This is a genomic window from Nocardia australiensis (assembly GCF_020733705.1).
GTDB classification, from domain to species: domain Bacteria; phylum Actinomycetota; class Actinomycetes; order Mycobacteriales; family Mycobacteriaceae; genus Nocardia; species Nocardia australiensis.
Genome location: NZ_JAJFZM010000017.1, coordinates 122,948 through 140,321 on the forward strand (window position 1 = coordinate 122,948; position 17,374 = coordinate 140,321).

Below are 17,374 nucleotides of genomic sequence, written 5' to 3' on the forward strand. Positions count from 1 at the left end.
GTACACGCCCCGGTTGAACGAGACCGCGTGTCCGATTTCCCGCGCGTCAACAAGGCAGGCGTTGCTACAGCGCTACCTGGGCTTTTGCGATACCGAAGACATCGGCGGCGTCGGCGGCGACGAACGCCGCTTCCACGGGTCGGCCGTCGGCGTCCAAAGGGGCGATCCACCCAGAGAAATGAGCACGACGCCCTCGTCCAGGTAGTACCGCGCCGGCGCGGGCAGATCCTCGGCCGCCGAGCCGACGACGACCACCACATGCACCCAGCTCAGCACGGTCTCCGATTCACCGGGCTCGCGCACATCGAGAACCCGCGTAGCGGGCGACCCTCGTGCGTGCCAGTTGCGTAGCATCCTCGTATCGCGTGGCCGCCATAGCCGCCTCCCAACTCGTTTCGGCACAGCGAATCTCGCCGACTCCCGTGGGCCGGTGCCGAGGAGCGGCTACTGCCTCGACGCGGCAGCTCCGGAGATCAGATCGGAGGCAATAGCGGGCAGGTCAACGGGTGCTCCGGCGGCGATCAGACACTCGATCGCGGCGACGTCGAGGTACTCTTCGATCAGATCGGCGAGCAGATCGAGCTGGGCCGAGCGAACATCAGCGACCGAAACATCTTGCGCGACTACAAAACCCGTACGACCGGCCTGTGTGGCGACCGTCCGTAACCAGTGCCGCCGGAATTCGTCGGATTCCAGCAGGCCGTGCAGGTGGGTGCCCCACACCGCGCCGCGAACACTCCCCTCGGGCGCACCGTCCAGTTCGAGCCAGGGCGAATCACCGCTGCACACGACGCGGCCATGGTGAATCTCGTAGCCGTGTACGGGGATACCGCCTTCGACGCTGCGCCCCGTTGCCCGCGAGAGCACCTTCTGCTCCGCGAATTCGATCCGCATATCGAGCAGCCCGAGTCCAGCGACCGCGCCCGCCGCGGATTCGACCCGGTCGTCGATGCGTTCACCCAACATCTGATAACCACCGCAGATGCCGAGGATCGGCTCGCCCGCAGCTGCTCGCCGGCGCAGTGCGTCGGCAATGCCGTTGCGCCGCAACCACTCCAGATCGGTGACGGTGGCCTTGCTGCCCGGCACCACTACCAGGTCCGCCCCCGCCAGCCGAGACGGATCGCTCACCCAGCGCACCGAGACACCCGGCTCACAGGCCAGTGCCTCGATATCGGTGGAATTGGAGATACGTGGCAGCCGGATCGCGGCAACGGTCAGCCATTCGGTGCCGACGGGCGGGCGCGGGCGACCGACCGGCGCGTCCGCGACGGTGCCGAGCGAATCCTCCGCGTCGATCCACAGGTCCTCGGCGTACGGGATGACACCAAGAGTCGGGCGACCGGTGAGTTCGGCGAGCCGGTCCAGCCCTGGACGCAACAATTCGACATCACCGCGGAACTTGTTGACGACGAACCCCGAAATCAGTTGCTGGTCTTCGGGTTCTAGCACGGCAACGGTACCGAACAGATGGGCGAGCACACCACCGCGGTCGATATCGCCGACCACGAGCACCGGTAGCCGCGCCGCGCGCGCGAGCCCCATATTCGCCAGATCGGTTGCCCGCAAATTGATTTCGGCGGGTGATCCCGCGCCCTCACAGATCACCACATCGAATTCCGCACGCAGCGCGGTGAGTTCGGCGGCGGCGACCGTCCGCAACTCCCGCCGATGCTGGAAGTAGTCGCGCGCTCCGACCGTGCCGACCGCGCGGCCGCGCACCACCAACTGCGAGCGCCGATCACTGCCCGGCTTGAGTAGCACCGGGTTGAATCGCACGCTCGGCTCCAGTCCGCACGCGGTCGCTTGCAGGGCTTGGGCCCGACCGATTTCGCCCCCGTCCAGCGTCACAACGGAGTTATTGGACATATTCTGCGCTTTGAACGGCGCGACCCGCACCCCGCGTCGCGCCAGCATCCGGCAAAGCCCGGCCACCACAACGCTTTTCCCCGCGTCCGACGTGGTACCCGCGACGAGCAGAGCGCCCTTCATGAGGCCGCGCCCGCGGGGCGGCTACCGCGCACGGCAGGGTAGGGACCTATGCGCCCGTTTCGGTGACCACTCAGCAGCATGAGCTTCGAACCGCGTGGTCCAGCACTCACGGCAGGGTCAGGACTTCCGCACCGGTTTCGGTCACAACCAACGTGTGTTCGAATTGCGCGGTCCACTTGCGGTCCTTGGTAACCACGGTCCAGTTGTCGTCCCAGATCTCGTAATCGATGCCGCCGAGATTGATCATCGGCTCGATGGTGAAGGTCATGCCGGGTTCGATGATCGTCTCGACGGTCGGCTGGTCGTAATGCAGGATGACCAGGCCGCTGTGGAAGGTGGGACCGACACCGTGGCCGGTGAAATCGCGCACCACGCCGTAGCCGAAGCGATTGGCGTAGGACTCGATGACGCGCCCGATCACATTGAGCGCGCGACCGGGCCGAACCGCCTTGATGGCCCGCGCGGTGGCCTCCTCGGTCCGCTCGACCAGCAGCCGGACCTCCTCGTCCACATCACCGGCGAGGAAGGTCCTGTTGGTGTCGCCGTGCACCCCGTCGATGTAGGCGGTGACGTCGATGTTCACGATGTCGCCGTCCTCGATCACGGTCGAGTCCGGAATCCCGTGGCAAATCACCTCATTGAGCGACGTGCAGCACGATTTGGGAAAACCCTTGTAGCCCAACGTCGACGGATATGCCCCGTGATCACACATGTACTCGTGTGCGATCCGATCCAATTCGTCGGTTGTGACGCCAGGTGCGACCGCCTTGCCCGCTTCTTCGAGCGCGCGCGCCGCGATCTTGCTCGCGATCCGCATCTTGTCGATCGTCTCGGCCGTCTGTACCCAGGGTTCACTGCCCTCATTGACGGTCTTCTTCCACGCGTACTCCGGTCGTTCGATGGAGCGTGGAACTTCCCGAGTCGGCGACTGGATCCCGGGAACAAGCGGCTGACGGGTACGCACTGACATGCGTACCAGACTATCCGTACCCTCGGCCGACCATCCCGCGACTCCTACCGGCTGACGTGCCGCTCTCTCCGGACCGCCGATCGAAGGCGGAACACCGCTGCTCACAACGACCCTTCCGGCACTAAAAAGCATAATATGCGATATTTCATGCCCGAAGGAGTGGGGTCATGACGTTGCAGATCAAGCGCTCGATTTCTCCTCGGCGGCCCACATACCCTGCTTCTCGAGCATTGCGATGAGTCCATCGGCGCCCGACATGATGTGATCGTGCATCAAACTGCTGGCCGCCTTCGCACGGCGCTTCTGCAGCGCCTCCAGGATCGCGGGGTGAAAATGCCGTGTCTCGTCGACGCGGCCCTCGATTTCGCCATAGAACCGATTGGGCAGTTGCTTGACGATCGCCCCCAACAGCATTGCGAGTCTGCGGGAATCCGACGCGAGGTTGATCGTCCGATGGAACTCGTGGCCGAGGGCCACGGCCCGCTCCGAACCGGCACCATCGGCGACCGCTCGCTCCTGCTCGGCGATGATATCGGCCAGGTGCGCCAGCTGATGGGGTGAAAGGGTTTTCGCCGCGCGTGCCGTCAATTCACCGGCCAGGGTCGACTGCGCCCAGAAAAGATCGCGCACGTCCTGTCTGCTGAAGGCCGAGACCATGAAACCTCGCCGCGGGACGAGCTCGACGAAACCCTCACCGCTGAGCAGCAATAGCCCCTCGCGCACCGGTGTGTTACTGACGCCGACTGCCTCGGCGATGGGCTCGGTCCGAAGAAACTCTCCGGACCGCACCCGACCCGAGATGATCAGTTCCCGGACGTAGCTCGCGACATCCTCGGAAAGCTGCTGCCGCCGGGAGTTCGCGGCGCGCGGTAGTCCCTGCGTAGTCGATTCCATCCGGAGTCGGCCCCCTTCCATTTGACATATTCGTACATTATGCCTCATGTTTCGCGAACCGAACTATCGGCATTCCACAACGAATGTCGGGGCCTGTGCGTCGAATTGGAGGCGGCGCCGATCATCACGACGGCGGGTAGTGATCGGCGCCGTGGCCCCGGACGTGACCCTGGCGCATGCCATTGACAATGGAACTGGGTTCGGCCGCCACCAACCGATTCGAGCAGGGCGTTATCTCCGTCGGCACCGCCGTCGTCTTCGAACGCGCGGCATCATCGGCACCGCGACCGTCACCGGGCTGGCCAACGCCCGGCACGCCGTTGACCTGCAAGCTTTCGGGACGAACGGGGGCCGGGAGGACACGGCGGGGTGACGGCGTCACACCTGAAGTGATTTGCCTCGGACGTCTCGTTCCCGTTGACGAGCAGCATCGGACCTGAGCCCCCCGCGTAACGCCGTCGCCGTGGTAAATCGAGTTATTCTCGATCAGGACGATTCCACCGCTGAACCGTCCGTGAGTTCATCCCGAATCGAGGCCGAAGATGGCCGATATCCTGCCGACACAGCGCAGCGACACCGCAGGAATCGTTGCCGAGTTGAGCGCCGAGGGCTTCGACGACGCCAAGGAGATAGGGCGCGGCGGCTTCGGCGTGGTGTACCGGTGCCTACAACCCGACCTGGACCGGGTCGTCGCAGTGAAGGTGCTGACCGGGGAACTCGATCCCGATGGACTACAGCGTTTCATTCGCGAGCAACAGGCGACGGGCCGATTATCGGGACACCCCAACATCGTGGCCGTCTTCCAGGCGGGCACCACGCGCGGCGGACACTCCTACCTCGTCATGCCCTACCACGCGCGCGGCTCGCTCGAGCAGCGCATTCGCACCACCGGCCCGCTCGACTGGGCCCAGACCCTGCGACTCGGGGTCAAAATGGCGGGTGCGCTGGAAACCGCGCATCGAGCGGGCATCCTCCATCGTGACGTGAAGCCGGCCAACATCTTGCTGACCGAATACGACGAGCCGGAACTGACCGACTTCGGCATCGCGCGGACTCAGACCGGATTCCGGACGACAAGCGGAATCATCACCGGCTCACCGGCATTCGTCGCTCCGGAGGTGCTGCGCGGTGCGCCGTCGACGGTCGTCTCGGATGTGTACAGCCTCGGGGCGACGTTGTTCTGCGCGCTCACCGGTCACGTGGCCTACGAACGCCGCGAGGGTGAGCAGGTGCTGGCGCAGTTTCTCCGAGTATCCACCCAGCCCGTCCCCGATCTCGCCGAACGTGATGTACCGGAAGAGGTCTGCGCTGTCATCGAGCATGCTATGGCCACCGAGCCTGCCGACCGGCCCGACAGCGCGGCCGCCCTCGGTGCGGAACTACGCAGAGCGCAGGGACATACCGACGTGCCGGTCGACAACCTGGTGGTGCCTGCCACGCACCGGTCCCCGGCCGTGCCCGCCTCGCCCACGAAACCACTGCACGAAAGCCCCACCGCCCCACCGACTCCCGCGACCAAGTACCGCCCGCCGACCCCAGCACGCACACTCATCGTACGAAAGCGGCTGCTCGACCAACTACGGTCGGCCGAGCACTCCCGACTGACCTCGATCCACGCGCCGAGCGGATTCGGCAAGACGACACTGGCCGCGCAGTGGCGCGACGAACTCCTACACACGGGGACGGCAGTCGCGTGGCTGACCGTCGACGAGGACGACAACAACGCCGCCTGGTTCCTCGCGCACCTCGTAGAAGCGATCCGCTCGGGCTACCCACCTCTCGCCGACGAGCTCGACCGGGTCCTCGAGGCCAATCCCGACGACCCCACACGCCCAGTGCTCACCGCGCTCGTCGACGGCCTGCACGCTCGCCGCGACCAGGTCACCGTCGTGCTCGATGACTGGCAGCGGGTCACCGCCGCCGCGACGGTGGCCGCGGTTGGCTTCCTTCTCGAGCACGGCTGCCACCATCTGCCGATCGTCATAACGAACTCCGCCAGGTCCGAGCTGCCGCTGAGCCGATTGCGAATCCAAGGCGAACTCGTCGAAATCGACGCGGCGTCATTGCGTTTCGACGCCGACGAGGTGCGCGCCTTCCTGGAGGAGGCGGGGGAATTGCGGTTGACACGCGCCGATGTGGACGCGCTCACGCGCGCCACCGACGGCTGGATCGCCGCGCTCCAGTTGGCGGTGCTGTCGCTGCGCGCGGGCGAGGATCCCGCGCGGCTGCTCGACAGTTTGTCCGGGCACCCCGACATCGGTGAGTTCCTGGCCGAGAATGTGCTCGACATATTGGATCCGAGCACCCTCGAATTCCTTATGGCCACCTCGATCTGCGAGCGCGTCTGCGGCGATCTGGCATCCGTGCTCACCGGTAAGGAGCACGCGAGCAAGCTACTCGAGGACCTGGAGGAGCATGGGCTGTTCGTGCAACGAGTCGCTCCGGATCGGAAATGGTTTCGCTACCACCAGTTGTTCGCCGGATATCTGCGACGACGACTGACCCAGGATCATCCCGGGGAGATCGCCGAGCTGCATCTGCGTGCGTCGTCCTGGTTCGCGCGCCACCATCTGCTCAATGACGCGGTTGAGCACGCGCTCGCTGCCGACGATCCGGATCTGGCCGCCGACCTGGTCGAACGGGACGGTGGATATCTGTTGGAGCGATCGGAGATGGTGTTGGTGCTCGGCATCCTCGCCAAGCTGCCCGCACGTGCCACCCGCGCTCGACCCAGGGTCCAGCTGCTCGCCGCCTGGGCGAACCTCGTCCTGCGCCGCCCGGGACCCACCGCGGCCGCCCTCACCCGGTTCGAGGCCGCACTCGCTGAGGCTGCGCCCGCGGAACCCGAACGCGTGGACCTGCGAACCGAGGCAGACGTCCTGACCAGCGTCGGTGAGATGTTCGCCGACCGAGTATCCGACATCGCGCGGCTGACCAGGGACGCTCTCGCGCGCCCGAACGCGTTCTCTCCACGGGTGCCGGGGGTGGCGGCCAATATCGCCGCCTACGCCGCGATCCACCGCTTCGATTTCGCCGCCGCCCGCCGATGGCAACAGTGGGCCGCCCCGTATCACGAGGTGACCGGCCCGTTCCTCACCGTCTACGGGCGCTGCTTCGCAGGAATCGCGGCGCGAGAACAACTCGACATACCGGCCGCAGCGGAGTTGCTGCGCGATGCGCTCAACACCGCACGCGACACCATGGGGGCCACCTCGCACGCCGCCCGCCTCACGTCCGCCGTGCTCGGTGAATTATGTTACGAGACAGGCGATCTCGACTCCGCTTCGGAGCTGCTCATGGAGAGCCGGGAATTGGCCGCCGAGGGGGGAGGCGGCGTCGACTTCATGATCGGCACCTACGCGACGGGCGCGCGGGTCAACGCGCTGCACGGCGACCGCGACGCGGCACGAGAACTGTTGGACGAGGGCATGACCCACGCCGGACACCTGGACCTCCCGCGCCTGGCCGCGCGCGTGCGCAACGAGCGGATCCGGCTCGGGTTCGAGCTCGGCGAGCGGCGAGTCGAGGAGATCCTGCGGCGGCGGGTAGTACGGCACGACGACGGGATCGTGACACTGATAGATGAACTCGACGAGGACTCCGCCATACGGCTGTTGCTCGCCGACCCCGACCGTCGCGACGAGGCGGTCGAACGGGCGCACACCCTCGTCTCGGAAATCGACGCCGCTCGAAGGCCATTGGCCGCGCTGCGGGCGCGATTGCTCCTCGGCGTCGCGTTCCGGCTGGCCGACCGCCCGGACGAGGCGGACCGGACGCTTACCCCCTTGACACAGCGATGCACACAACTCGGCCTGACCCGCCTCCCCCTCGACGCGGCGGCGGGCACGCTCGGCCCATCGACCTACTGAAAACCAGATGCCGTGCGCCGTCACGACGGCGCACGGCATCCGAACCACTCAGAGCGCATCGGTCACAACGAATCGGCAAATTCCATTGCGTCTCAGCACATCTCGATGATCCATTCAGAACTCATCCGAATGCTGCGACGAGTGACGTTGCCGCTGCTACTGACGCTCTCGGTGCCGCCCTGGGACTGGCTATCGCGCTATCCATAGGCGAACCCGGCGCCACCGTCATGGTGTGCCCCGCAACATGGAAAACCTTGCCCGCCACTACCTTCGGCCTCACCGACCGCAGTGAGGTCTTCAACGCGGCGGCGAGCACCTACCTGTTGTTATCGGTAACGCTTGTCGCCCCGGTTGTCCTCGGCAGCCTGAAAGGCCACGCCGCACCGAGGTGAACCGAGGTGGCGGTTCGCTCGGTTCACTGTTCCGGTAAACGGCGGCGACCACCGGCCACGTCGGTGACGAGATCGGTGTAGCCGTCGACCAATTCGGCCAGGTGGTACCAATACTTGTGGGTGCTGTCGCTGCGTGCGCCATCCACATCGATGGCCTGATTCGCCTCCACCCAGCTGCGGGCCATCCGGTCAACCACCGCGCCGAGACTCTCGGTATGCAGTGAGGCACCGTTGCGGTGCTGCGGAATCTCCTGCGCGATCCAATCATTGATGTCTTCGACGAGTTCGCCACGACGGCAATCGATTTCAAACACCAGGTGCGCGTCGACCACCTGTCCACGCCGGGCATGCAGCTCGGCGAGCGCGTGCGCGGATCGCAACAGTTCACGGTCTTGAAAGCGACGCCCCTGGAAAGCACACAATATCTGCGGAGCGGTCGGCAGCACCCCTACCGTCGGCGCGCTCATCGCCACACCCGAATTGCACCCGTCACCAACACGCCTTGTACCAACATAATTGGCTCTCGATTCGGTTATCCCGGTCATCGGATCGGTTGTTCTAGCAGGATCATGCTCTTACATCCGCAAGAACGCAATAGTGCGTTCTCAATGCTGTAGCCGAGCGTTCCGGCGATCTACAGACGTCCGCGACCGCGCCTCGGCAGCGACTTCGAGGCCCGCTCCAGCGTGACGACGCCCGTGTCCGAGTACGAAGCACAGACGTCGAGATATTCATATAAGACCAGCTCATGACACAATTACCGCCCGTCCGCACAGGGTACCGGCCGCGAGCCTGCGATAGGCATCGGGACTACCGCCATGGGGGGCAACGGTCGGCTGAAAACCGACGAAGTCGAGCACCCGGATCGCGCCCGCCGCACCGGCCATCTTTCGCACGTTCTCGGCCGCCGACGCGTCGGAGAGCACTGCTTCATGTGCGCCAACGGATTTCGCGAACTCGAGCTTCTCATCGTTGACATCGAGCACGATGACGCGGGCGGGCAAAGATGGCGCAAACACTGGATGGCGTGCCGCGCGCTTGGCCGGAATCCGTAGCACGGTTGCGAGCACCCAGACCACAGCCTGCTCGAGAGGTAGTCTCTGACGCAATGACCACGGTAGGGGTAGGCAACGTGGCAGCGCGTTCTCTCTGAGGCACCGGCGAAAGGGTTGTTGTCATGGCAGGCAAGCGGACGGTCCTCACCGCGGGATTGCGCCGACTCTCGGTGCTGCTGTCCGACATGCGCGAACACGCCGGACTGACCAAGGAGGAGGTCAGTGGCAAGACCGGAATCAATATCACCACGCTGTACCGGATCGAGACCGCGCAGGCCAGACCCCAACGCCGCACCCTGGGGGCGATGCTCGACCTGTACGGCGTAACCGACCAGCAACGCGCGGACGCCCTGGAATTGCTGTCGGACGCGCTCAAGCCAGGAATGTCGCGGCCATACGAGGCCAGCCTGACCGACGTGTACGCCGCGTACATCAACTTCGAGTCCGAGGCACTCTCGGCCCGGCACTACCAAACTTCGTTCATCCCAGGGCTTTTGCAGACCGAACAATACGCAATCGCGGTCATCGACACGTCGATGCCGAAACTCGAAGCATCGGCGTTGGAACGCCGGGCGCGGGCGCGGCTCGATCGCGCCGCGGTGTTGACCAAAACCGACCCACTCGAACTATGGGTCGTGTTGGACGAGGCCGCGATTCGCCGGATGGTCGGCGGGCCCGAGATCATGTACGGGCAGCTGACGCGCCTGCTGGAGGAAACCGAGAAGAAGAACGTTATCCTGCAGATCCTGCCGTTCGAGGCAGGGGCCCATCCCGGCATGGCCGGATCCTTCACCCTGCTCGACTTCCCCAATCCGGCCGACCCGGAACTGGTCTACGTGGAGGGCATCGCCGGTGACGAGCTGATCGAGGGACACATCGAAATCCGGCGCTTCGGCGTCATTTTCGACCAGCTGCGCGCCATGGCAATGAGCCCACGCGATTCGATGAACCTGATCAACAAGGCCGCCGAAAGCATGCATTGACACCTATCCCCGGCTGGCACGCCGGTAGCCGACAGTAGCCGGAATCGCGAAAGCCAGGATCGCGCCGATCGACCAGGCCATGCTCGCCCGCAGCGGCTCGCGCACCGGGCCGCCCAGCGACAATCCCGGGGCCGCGGCGGCCCGCATGTGACTCAGCTATCAACGAGCCACCGAATTGCCTGGCACCGGACCGATCATGGTGGATATGCCGGAATCGCGGAGGTGACGCCGGACGTGCGGGTGGGTAGTGTGTGCCTCGATGACCAGCATGGAAGCTCGTTTCCGGGATGCTGCCCGGACCGTGCCACTGCCCAGCCCGTGGAACTTGTCTGCCTATTTGGCGGGCGTTGCCGCGCACCGCGGCAGGTCGATCTCGCTGCACCAGGTTCCCGCGCCCGCACTCGCGGAGGCCGGCTGCCGGGGCAGCGGACTGTGGGTCGCGCGCAAACATGACGACATCATCATTTACGACTCCGGCGTCACTGAGCGCAATGCCGAGCACATCATCCTGCACGAAGTGGGCCACATGCTGCTTGGACACGACAGCGAGGACACCGACCTCGACCGCGCGCCCGGCCCCACCCTGGCCACGCTGCTGCCCTCGATCTCGCCGTCGTCGATCCGGCATATCCTCGGCCGCAACGACTTCGGCGCCGAACGCGAACAAGAAGCGGAAGTCTTCGCCGATATGACCATGGTCTACGCGACTCTCCCCCGCCGCCGCGACCGATCGTTCCGCCTCTTCGGCCGCCGCCGCTGATCCCACCTGCCGCCGAACCTGACATTCCCCGCGGCACTCCTCGCCGAGCCCGCTCGGCTATGTCCTGTTCGCGAGCATGTAGTCGGTGCCGCCGATATATGTGGTGTGGCCGGGGGCGGCTTCGGCAGTGGTCGCCGCGACCACCGCGGCGGCGAAGTCTTCGATGGTGGGCAGCGGACCATGGTCGCGACGCGCCGAGACCGCGTCGGGGTTCCGGCGTTCCAGCAGCCGCACGATCATGGTTCCGTCGATCATGTCGCCGGATACGACATTCAGGCCGACGCCGTTGGCGGTGAGTTCGGGGATCATCGCACGTAATCCGTCTTCACCTGCGCGTTTACTGGCCGCGATGGGCTCGTAGTCGGCCGGCACCGGTTTGCGACCGTGGAAGTGGGCCTGGTGGCTGGTGACGAAAACGATGCGTGCGCCGGAATGCATGTGTGGCAACGCCGTTCGCACCAGCCCGAGTTGGGCGTCGCGGTTGATGGCCATGGCGTAGTCGGGGCTCGCCTGCCGTTCCAGTCCACCGGAGGCATTGAGCACCAGCACATCCAAGCGGCCGAAGCGTTCGACGACCCCCTCGATGAGCGCGCGCACGGACTCGAGGTCGGTAATATCGGCGCCCGCCGTCGAGGCACTGCCGCCCGCAGCGATGATATCGGCGGCCAAACGCTCGGCGCGGGCGCGCTTTTCGCGATAGTTGATGATCACATGATCGCCGCGGGCGGCCGCGAGTCGGGCGGTTTCGGCACCGATGCCACGCGAGGCCCCGGTGATCAGGACAATCCGCTGCTCGCCCGAGTTTCCTGTTTCGCCCACCATTTTCCTCTCGACTACCCGCGGCCATGCTTCTGATTTAGAACTACTATCGTGGTTCGAAATGAGAAGCGCAAGTGGAGCAAAGCCGTCACGCGGCCGGGCCGATCCGGCGCACGAGCCGATGCTGGCGACCATGGAACTCATCGGCCAGCGCTGGATGCTGCGTGTCTTGTGGGAGCTGGAGCCCGGCTGTCTGGGCTTCCTGGAACTGCGCCGCCGAATGGGCAACTGCTCGTCGAGCATGCTCTCGACCCGCCTGCAGCACCTGCAGATCGCCGGGCTGATCACGAAGAACCCCGATAAGACCTACGAGCTGACAGCCGCGGGAACCGAACTCGGCGCGGCCATGCAGTCGGTGTGGGAGTGGTCTAGACGGTGGTCCGAAACCGTGACAACGCCGGAGCACGACGCCGAGTAACGCCACACCGCCGATCCGCACCCGCACACGACGAAGGCGGCTCCCAAACCAACCAGGGAGCCGCCTTCCCGCATTCGCGAAGCTATTTCAGCCGCAGCTTGCCGAACAGGCCGTCCTTCTCATCGTCCGGACCCGCCGTGAAATACAGCGAGTCGCTGTCGCCGAGGCTTTCGCCATTGCCGAACATCAGGGCCCACAGCCCTTCGATCTCGACCGGCTTGCCGTCGGCATCGCGCAGATAGTCGACGAACTTTCCGGTGGTGTCGTCATAGGCAAGGACTTGGCCGAGGCCGCCGAAGTTGCCGACGAGCAGCTTGCCACTGAGCGGACCGAAGTTATCCGGTGCGACGGTGACCGCCCACGGCGCGTTGAGGCGGTTGCCGTCATCGAGGATGCGAATAAGCTTGCCGGTCTCGTCGAACTCCGCGACCTTCCCCTTGGCAGGCTTGCCGTCGGCGGCCTTGTCCTGATCCTTGTCGAGCGAATCCTCTTCGCCCGCATCGATCTTGGTCGCGTCGTCCTCATCGGGTTTGGTCACCGCGTATGAAACGAACACCCGCTTGCCGATAGTGCTGACATTGAACGGCGCCGCATCACCTGGCTTGACCTTTCTGCCCTTGTCGGCGGCGGCCGAGTCGATCGGATCGCCGGTGGCGAACGGGTTGAGGAAGCCCGCGGTCGGGATCGGCTGCCAGTTCTGGTCGAACGTGCGAATCTGCGGGTCGGCGCCGAAGTCGGCGGCGAGCAGCTTGTCGCCCGACGGCGCGAGTGCGATGCCCAAGAACTGCATGCCCTGCGGTTGTCCGTCGAACATCAAGTTGGCAGGGCCGTCGTGCCGGACGATCTGCCCCTCGAAGCCCTGTTCGGTCCAGCCCACGATCTTGCCGGAGTCGGTGGCGAAGATGAAGCGTGCGGAACCGGTGAGCAGCTGCGGTGCGCCGTCCACATCGACCGGCTGGTCACGCACGACAAAGACGTCCGAGGTGATCGGCGCGCCGTTGAAAACGACACCGGTGGTCTTGCCCTGACTCTTGTCCGAGGTGTCGGCATCGGCTCCGGGAATGGTGACGATCTTCAGCGGATCCTGGAACAGCTTCTGCACCACGGGATCCGGTGAGGCCGTGACATCGCCGACGAATTGGAACGACTTGCCGCCCGCGCCGACCCAGAAGTGTCCGCCCGCACCCTTCGGGCGATTGGCCAGGCCCCACGCGTTCACCAGGTCGGGATCGGTGAATTGGGCCTTGTACTCGGCGTTGTTGGCGGCGAGGTTGGTCTGTTCATAGTGATTGCCATCGAGGGCGGGCACGTCGTTCGACGATTCCGAATCCGAGCAGGCGGCCGCGACGATCAGTGCGGCACCCAGCACTGATACGCGCATCAGACCGTGTCGGGTCCGCGACCGCCACGCACCGGTTCGGTGCGACTCACTCCAGCGTCCGTTCAACTTCTTTGTCCTTTCAGCCGCATACCAACCCTCTTGGCAATTAGGCGACGCTAACCTTAACGTGACGGAATATCGGGAGTATCGGAACACCCCGCAAACGGCAGGTTTAAGCTGTCCGCCGTGGTCGAACCCCAACCGTCCGTCGCCCCCCATCCCGATATCGCACTCCTGGCACCACTGCTGGGCACCTGGCGCGGCACCGGGCACGGCGAGTACCCGACCATCGACCCGTTCGACTATGTCGAGGAGATCCACTTCGGCCATCTCGGTCGACCGTTCCTCACCTACCGGCAACGCACCCGCGCCGCCGACGGCAGCAGGGCGATGCACGCCGAAACCGGCTATCTGCGGTGCCCGCGACCGGACCGGGTGGAGCTGATCCTCGCCCACCCCACCGGCATCACCGAGATCTGCGAAGGCTCACTTGCGATCACCGACGGCCGGGTCCACATCGAGCTCGACTCGACCACCATCGGACGCAGCAGTACCGCGAAACTGGTGACCGCCCTTGGCCGTTCGATCCGGCTCTCGGGCGACACCATTGACTACACCCTGCGCATGGCCGCAGTCGGCGAGCCGCTGCAACACCACCTCGCCGCCACCTTGCACCGAGCCTGAACCGGCCCGATTTCCGTCGGCGCTAGCACACCGCAGCGCGAGATAGCTGATCACAGGTCCGATAAAATTCGAGGAAAAATGTGATCCGCGACATAGCGTGTGTCACGATATGTGACCGGCCACTTCGACGCTTATCGCACGCGTTTACTTCGTGGACCACCCTGCTGGGGAGAGCTCGAAACCCTTTCACGTCGATACCCTGACCCGAGGGAGCCGAACAATGAAAAGGTCAACCACCATCCTCGCAACCGCAGGTCTGATTCTGGGCGGCGCTGCCGCCATTCAAGTGCTCGACGGCGGAGACGCCGGGACCGCAACACCGGTCGTAGAACCCCATGGCCGGATCGAGTTGACGGTCTCCGATATCAAATGCATTCAGTATCCGGCGGGCAACGCCGCGAACATATCGCGGGTGACCGCGACGGCGTTGTCCGAACTACCGCCCTTCACGAGCAACGTGGCAAACGCGATATCCCCTCGGTAGCCGACGAACCATGAGTGCGATCCGCCGTCGACCTCGGCCTCTCCGGTCTTGCCGTAGACCTCGCCCTGGTCAGCGATCCGCTCTGCGGTACCACCGGTAACCACCAGACGCATCATCGAACGCAACCCATCGACCACCTCCGGTGCGATGGCCGACCGCTCGCCGTCGATCTCGGTGGTGCGACCGGCAATCAGATACGGCACCGGCGCCGATCCGTGCGCGATCGTCGCCGCCATCATCGCCATACCGAATGGACTCACCACAACTTTGCCCTGGCCGATGCCGTCCTCGGTGCGCTGGATCAGGTCATCGGATGACGGCACCGAACCCGACGTCGCCGGTAGGCCCACGATCGTGTAGCCCGGTCCCACTCCCAACTTCGCCGCAGCCGTATGCAGCGCGTCACCCGGCAACTCGCTGGCGAGTTTCGCGAACGAGGTGTTGCAAGAACGTTCGTACGCCCTGGCCATCGACACCGAGCCGAGTGCGAACATGTCGTAATTGGGAATTGTCCGCTCGCCGATCACGATCTGGCTCGGGCACGGCACCATTGTGTCTGGGTTGACCGTTCCAGCCGACATCGCCGCGGTCGCGGTGACCGTCTTGAAGACCGAACCAGGCGGATACTGTCCGATGGTCGCCACCGGACCATCCCGATCGGCGGCCGGATTCTGCGCGACCGCCAGGATCGCACCGCTGGATGGGCGCAGCGCCACTATCATGGTCTGCTCGGTGCGAGCGTCGACGGCGCGCTGCGCGGCGTTCTGTACAAAACGGTCCACGCTGAGCGAGAACGACGGCGCGGGCTGCGAAGCCACCTCGGTGAGCACATCGGTATCGGCACCATTGGAGTTCATGGTGACCACACTCCAACCCGCCTTGCCGTCTACCTCGGCGATCACCGTTTTACGCACCTGCGCGAGCAGATCCGGCGCGAAGTTCCGGTCGGTGGCGACCATGTCCCACTGCTGGGTAAGCGTCACCCCCGGCAAACCGATGAGATCGGCACTCACCTCGTTGAATTCTTTCTCGCTCAACAACTCGACGGTATAGGCGTCCTTCGCCGACCGCGCCGAGCGCAGGATGGCCTCTGGGGTCAGCCGTTCATCGAATCGGTGCAGCGCCGCGGCCAGGGAGTTCGCAACGAAGTTCGGATCGGGTGCATCGGTGACGGTGAAAGTGACCCGAGTAACCTTGCCCGGCACCAGCACGTCGCTGCCGGACTGCTCGTTCACCCTGGCACGCGGCGCGGGATTGGCGCGCAATGCCATGGTCTGGGTGTCACCGAGATTGGGATGGATGTCCGAAGATGTCCAACGCACCATCCAGCGTCCGTCGCTGCGGCCCATCTGTAGTTGGCCGGTGTAGCGCCAGGTCCGGTCCTTGGGCAGCCGCCATTCGTAGGTGTAGTCGACGGTCGCGGTATCGCCGGTCACCCTGGCCGCGCCCGAATGCGCCGACAGTTTTTCGGCCTGCAGGTGCTCCCATGCGGAACCCATTGCCGCAGTGGCTTTCTCGGGCTGGCTGGTGAACTCGGCCGCAGCGTCGAGATCACGATCGGCGAAGGCGGAGAGGAAGGCGTCCGCCGCCGGAACCGGTCCTTGTGAGCTCGCCGAACAGGCGGTACCCGCAGCCGCGAGCACCGCGACGGCCAGCGTGATCAGCATGCGTCTCGACATCGGCACCGATGGTAGTAGCCATCGACGAGCAAACGCCTGTGGCGCACCGTAGTTCGGCCGAACAGACAACGATTCTTCAGTCGAGCAGCACCGTGGCGAAAGTAGCGATCTGCTGAAATCCGACCCTACAGTAGGCGCGGCGGGCAATCACATTGAAGTCATTCACGTACAGACTGGCGGTGCGCCCGGAGGCAATCACGGCATTGGCCACCGCGGCAGTGCCACCGGTGCCGAGCCCAGCACCACGGTGCTCCGGGTGCACCCATACGCCCTGGATCTGGCCGGTGCGCCGCGACAGCGATCCCACCTCGGCCTTGAAGACCACCGCATCGTCGTCGAAACGTGCCCAGGCACGGCCGGATTGGATCAGGCTGGTAATCCGCCTGCGATAGCCGCGGCCACCGTCACCGGCCCGCGGGTCCACACCGACCTCCTCGATGAACATCGCGATCGCGGCGGTCAGGTAGCGATCCACCTCATCTGGCCGGACCCGGCGGACCTTCGCGTCCACGGTGGCGAGCGCGGGCTGTCCGAGCGCGAGCAATGGTTGCTCAGCGCGCACCTCGCGCTCCGGACCCCAATGTGTGGCGAGCATTTCCCACAGCGGTAGCGCCAACTCCTGGCGTCCGACCACCGAGGAACACACCCGCGGCCACCGCACCGCTCGATCCGCGAACGCGCGCAACGCGTCCCGGTCACCGCGCAACGGCATCATGTTGGCACCCGAGAAACACAGCGAGTCCGACGGCCCGCCACGGCTCCACAACTCGCCGTACCCGGCGCCGGTGTCCAAACCGAATTCCTGTAGTCGTGCCGCGATCATGCACGAAGCAACCGGATCGGCATCCAGTACTCGCAGGACCTGTGCCAGGTCCCGGTTCGTGAGCTGACGCGCGGGGGCGTACTTCGCCCGTCGCGTCGGCTCCAGCAGACTCCGCACGCTGACAGCCTGCCACGAATCGGCCCGCGTGGCACGCCGATGCCGAATAGCAAT

General features: G+C 65.2%; 15 protein-coding genes and 2 pseudogenes. 6 read left to right on the forward strand and 11 right to left on the reverse strand.

Features of this window, described 5'->3' with window-relative positions; translation table 11 throughout:
- Window positions 1-72: 72 nt before the first annotated feature.
- From LKE06_RS29820 to LKE06_RS29835, 4 genes are all read right to left on the reverse strand, one after another.
- Entirely contained in the window at window positions 73-354 is a 282-nt protein-coding gene (locus LKE06_RS29820; RefSeq protein ID WP_228002772.1) for a hypothetical protein, read from the reverse strand.
- Window positions 355-444: 90 nt separating this feature from the next.
- Entirely contained in the window at window positions 445-1,992 is a 1,548-nt protein-coding gene (locus LKE06_RS29825; RefSeq protein ID WP_228002775.1) for a cobyric acid synthase, read from the reverse strand.
- Between the two features lie 106 nt (window positions 1,993-2,098).
- A complete protein-coding gene (gene map, locus LKE06_RS29830; protein WP_228002776.1) occupies window positions 2,099-2,962 on the reverse strand; it encodes a type I methionyl aminopeptidase in 864 nt (287 codons plus the stop codon).
- A gap of 180 nt (window positions 2,963-3,142) precedes the next feature.
- Window positions 3,143-3,856: a GntR family transcriptional regulator gene (locus tag LKE06_RS29835; RefSeq protein ID WP_228002778.1), complete on the reverse strand. Its 714-nt coding sequence runs from the start codon at window positions 3,854-3,856 to the stop codon at window positions 3,143-3,145.
- A 542-nt stretch (window positions 3,857-4,398) separates the two neighbouring features.
- Here LKE06_RS29835 and LKE06_RS29840 point away from each other — a divergent pair.
- Both LKE06_RS29840 and LKE06_RS29845 read left to right on the forward strand, forming a co-directional pair.
- Entirely contained in the window at window positions 4,399-7,725 is a 3,327-nt protein-coding gene (locus LKE06_RS29840; RefSeq protein ID WP_228002780.1) for a serine/threonine-protein kinase, read from the forward strand.
- 123 nt (window positions 7,726-7,848) lie between these two features.
- Window positions 7,849-8,117, forward strand: a pseudogene (locus LKE06_RS29845) (ABC transporter permease); the annotation flags it as partial.
- A gap of 23 nt (window positions 8,118-8,140) precedes the next feature.
- Here LKE06_RS29845 and LKE06_RS29850 read toward each other — a convergent pair.
- Entirely contained in the window at window positions 8,141-8,500 is a 360-nt protein-coding gene (locus LKE06_RS29850; RefSeq protein ID WP_228003264.1) for a DUF4254 domain-containing protein, read from the reverse strand.
- A 363-nt stretch (window positions 8,501-8,863) separates the two neighbouring features.
- Window positions 8,864-9,141: pseudogene (locus LKE06_RS29855) on the reverse strand (zinc-binding dehydrogenase); the annotation flags it as partial.
- Between the two features lie 153 nt (window positions 9,142-9,294).
- Here LKE06_RS29855 and LKE06_RS29860 point away from each other — a divergent pair.
- On the forward strand, window positions 9,295-10,155 hold the full coding sequence (locus LKE06_RS29860) for a helix-turn-helix domain-containing protein (RefSeq protein WP_228002782.1): 861 nt from the start codon (window positions 9,295-9,297) through the stop codon (window positions 10,153-10,155).
- A 3-nt stretch (window positions 10,156-10,158) separates the two neighbouring features.
- On the opposite strand, the gene LKE06_RS29865 is transcribed toward LKE06_RS29860, so the two are convergent.
- Window positions 10,159-10,302, reverse strand: coding sequence for a hypothetical protein (locus LKE06_RS29865; RefSeq protein WP_372477447.1), 144 nt, complete (start codon window positions 10,300-10,302; stop codon window positions 10,159-10,161).
- Window positions 10,303-10,414: 112 nt separating this feature from the next.
- Here LKE06_RS29865 and LKE06_RS29870 point away from each other — a divergent pair, with 112 nt between their 5' ends.
- Entirely contained in the window at window positions 10,415-10,915 is a 501-nt protein-coding gene (locus LKE06_RS29870) for a hypothetical protein (RefSeq protein ID WP_228002783.1), read from the forward strand.
- A gap of 57 nt (window positions 10,916-10,972) precedes the next feature.
- Here LKE06_RS29870 and LKE06_RS29875 read toward each other — a convergent pair whose 3' ends face one another.
- Window positions 10,973-11,734: an SDR family oxidoreductase gene (locus tag LKE06_RS29875; RefSeq protein ID WP_228002784.1), complete on the reverse strand. Its 762-nt coding sequence runs from the start codon at window positions 11,732-11,734 to the stop codon at window positions 10,973-10,975.
- A gap of 61 nt (window positions 11,735-11,795) precedes the next feature.
- Here LKE06_RS29875 and LKE06_RS29880 point away from each other — a divergent pair, with 61 nt between their 5' ends.
- On the forward strand, window positions 11,796-12,152 hold the full coding sequence (locus tag LKE06_RS29880) for a winged helix-turn-helix transcriptional regulator (RefSeq protein ID WP_228002786.1): 357 nt from the start codon (window positions 11,796-11,798) through the stop codon (window positions 12,150-12,152).
- A gap of 82 nt (window positions 12,153-12,234) precedes the next feature.
- Here LKE06_RS29880 and LKE06_RS29885 read toward each other — a convergent pair whose 3' ends face one another.
- Window positions 12,235-13,533, reverse strand: coding sequence for a TIGR03118 family protein (locus LKE06_RS29885; RefSeq protein WP_228002788.1), 1,299 nt, complete (start codon window positions 13,531-13,533; stop codon window positions 12,235-12,237).
- Between the two features lie 186 nt (window positions 13,534-13,719).
- Between LKE06_RS29885 and LKE06_RS29890 the strand changes: the two genes are divergently transcribed.
- Window positions 13,720-14,217: a peroxynitrite isomerase gene (locus LKE06_RS29890; protein ID WP_228002790.1), complete on the forward strand. Its 498-nt coding sequence runs from the start codon at window positions 13,720-13,722 to the stop codon at window positions 14,215-14,217.
- A 375-nt stretch (window positions 14,218-14,592) separates the two neighbouring features.
- On the opposite strand, the gene LKE06_RS29895 is transcribed toward LKE06_RS29890, so the two are convergent.
- The gene (locus LKE06_RS29895) at window positions 14,593-16,380 is read right to left on the reverse strand and encodes a penicillin-binding transpeptidase domain-containing protein (protein ID WP_228002791.1); all 1,788 of its coding nucleotides are present in this window, start codon (window positions 16,378-16,380) and stop codon (window positions 14,593-14,595) included.
- A gap of 76 nt (window positions 16,381-16,456) precedes the next feature.
- A complete protein-coding gene (locus tag LKE06_RS29900) occupies window positions 16,457-17,320 on the reverse strand; it encodes a GNAT family N-acetyltransferase (RefSeq protein ID WP_228002793.1) in 864 nt (287 codons plus the stop codon).
- Window positions 17,321-17,374 lie beyond the last annotated feature (54 nt).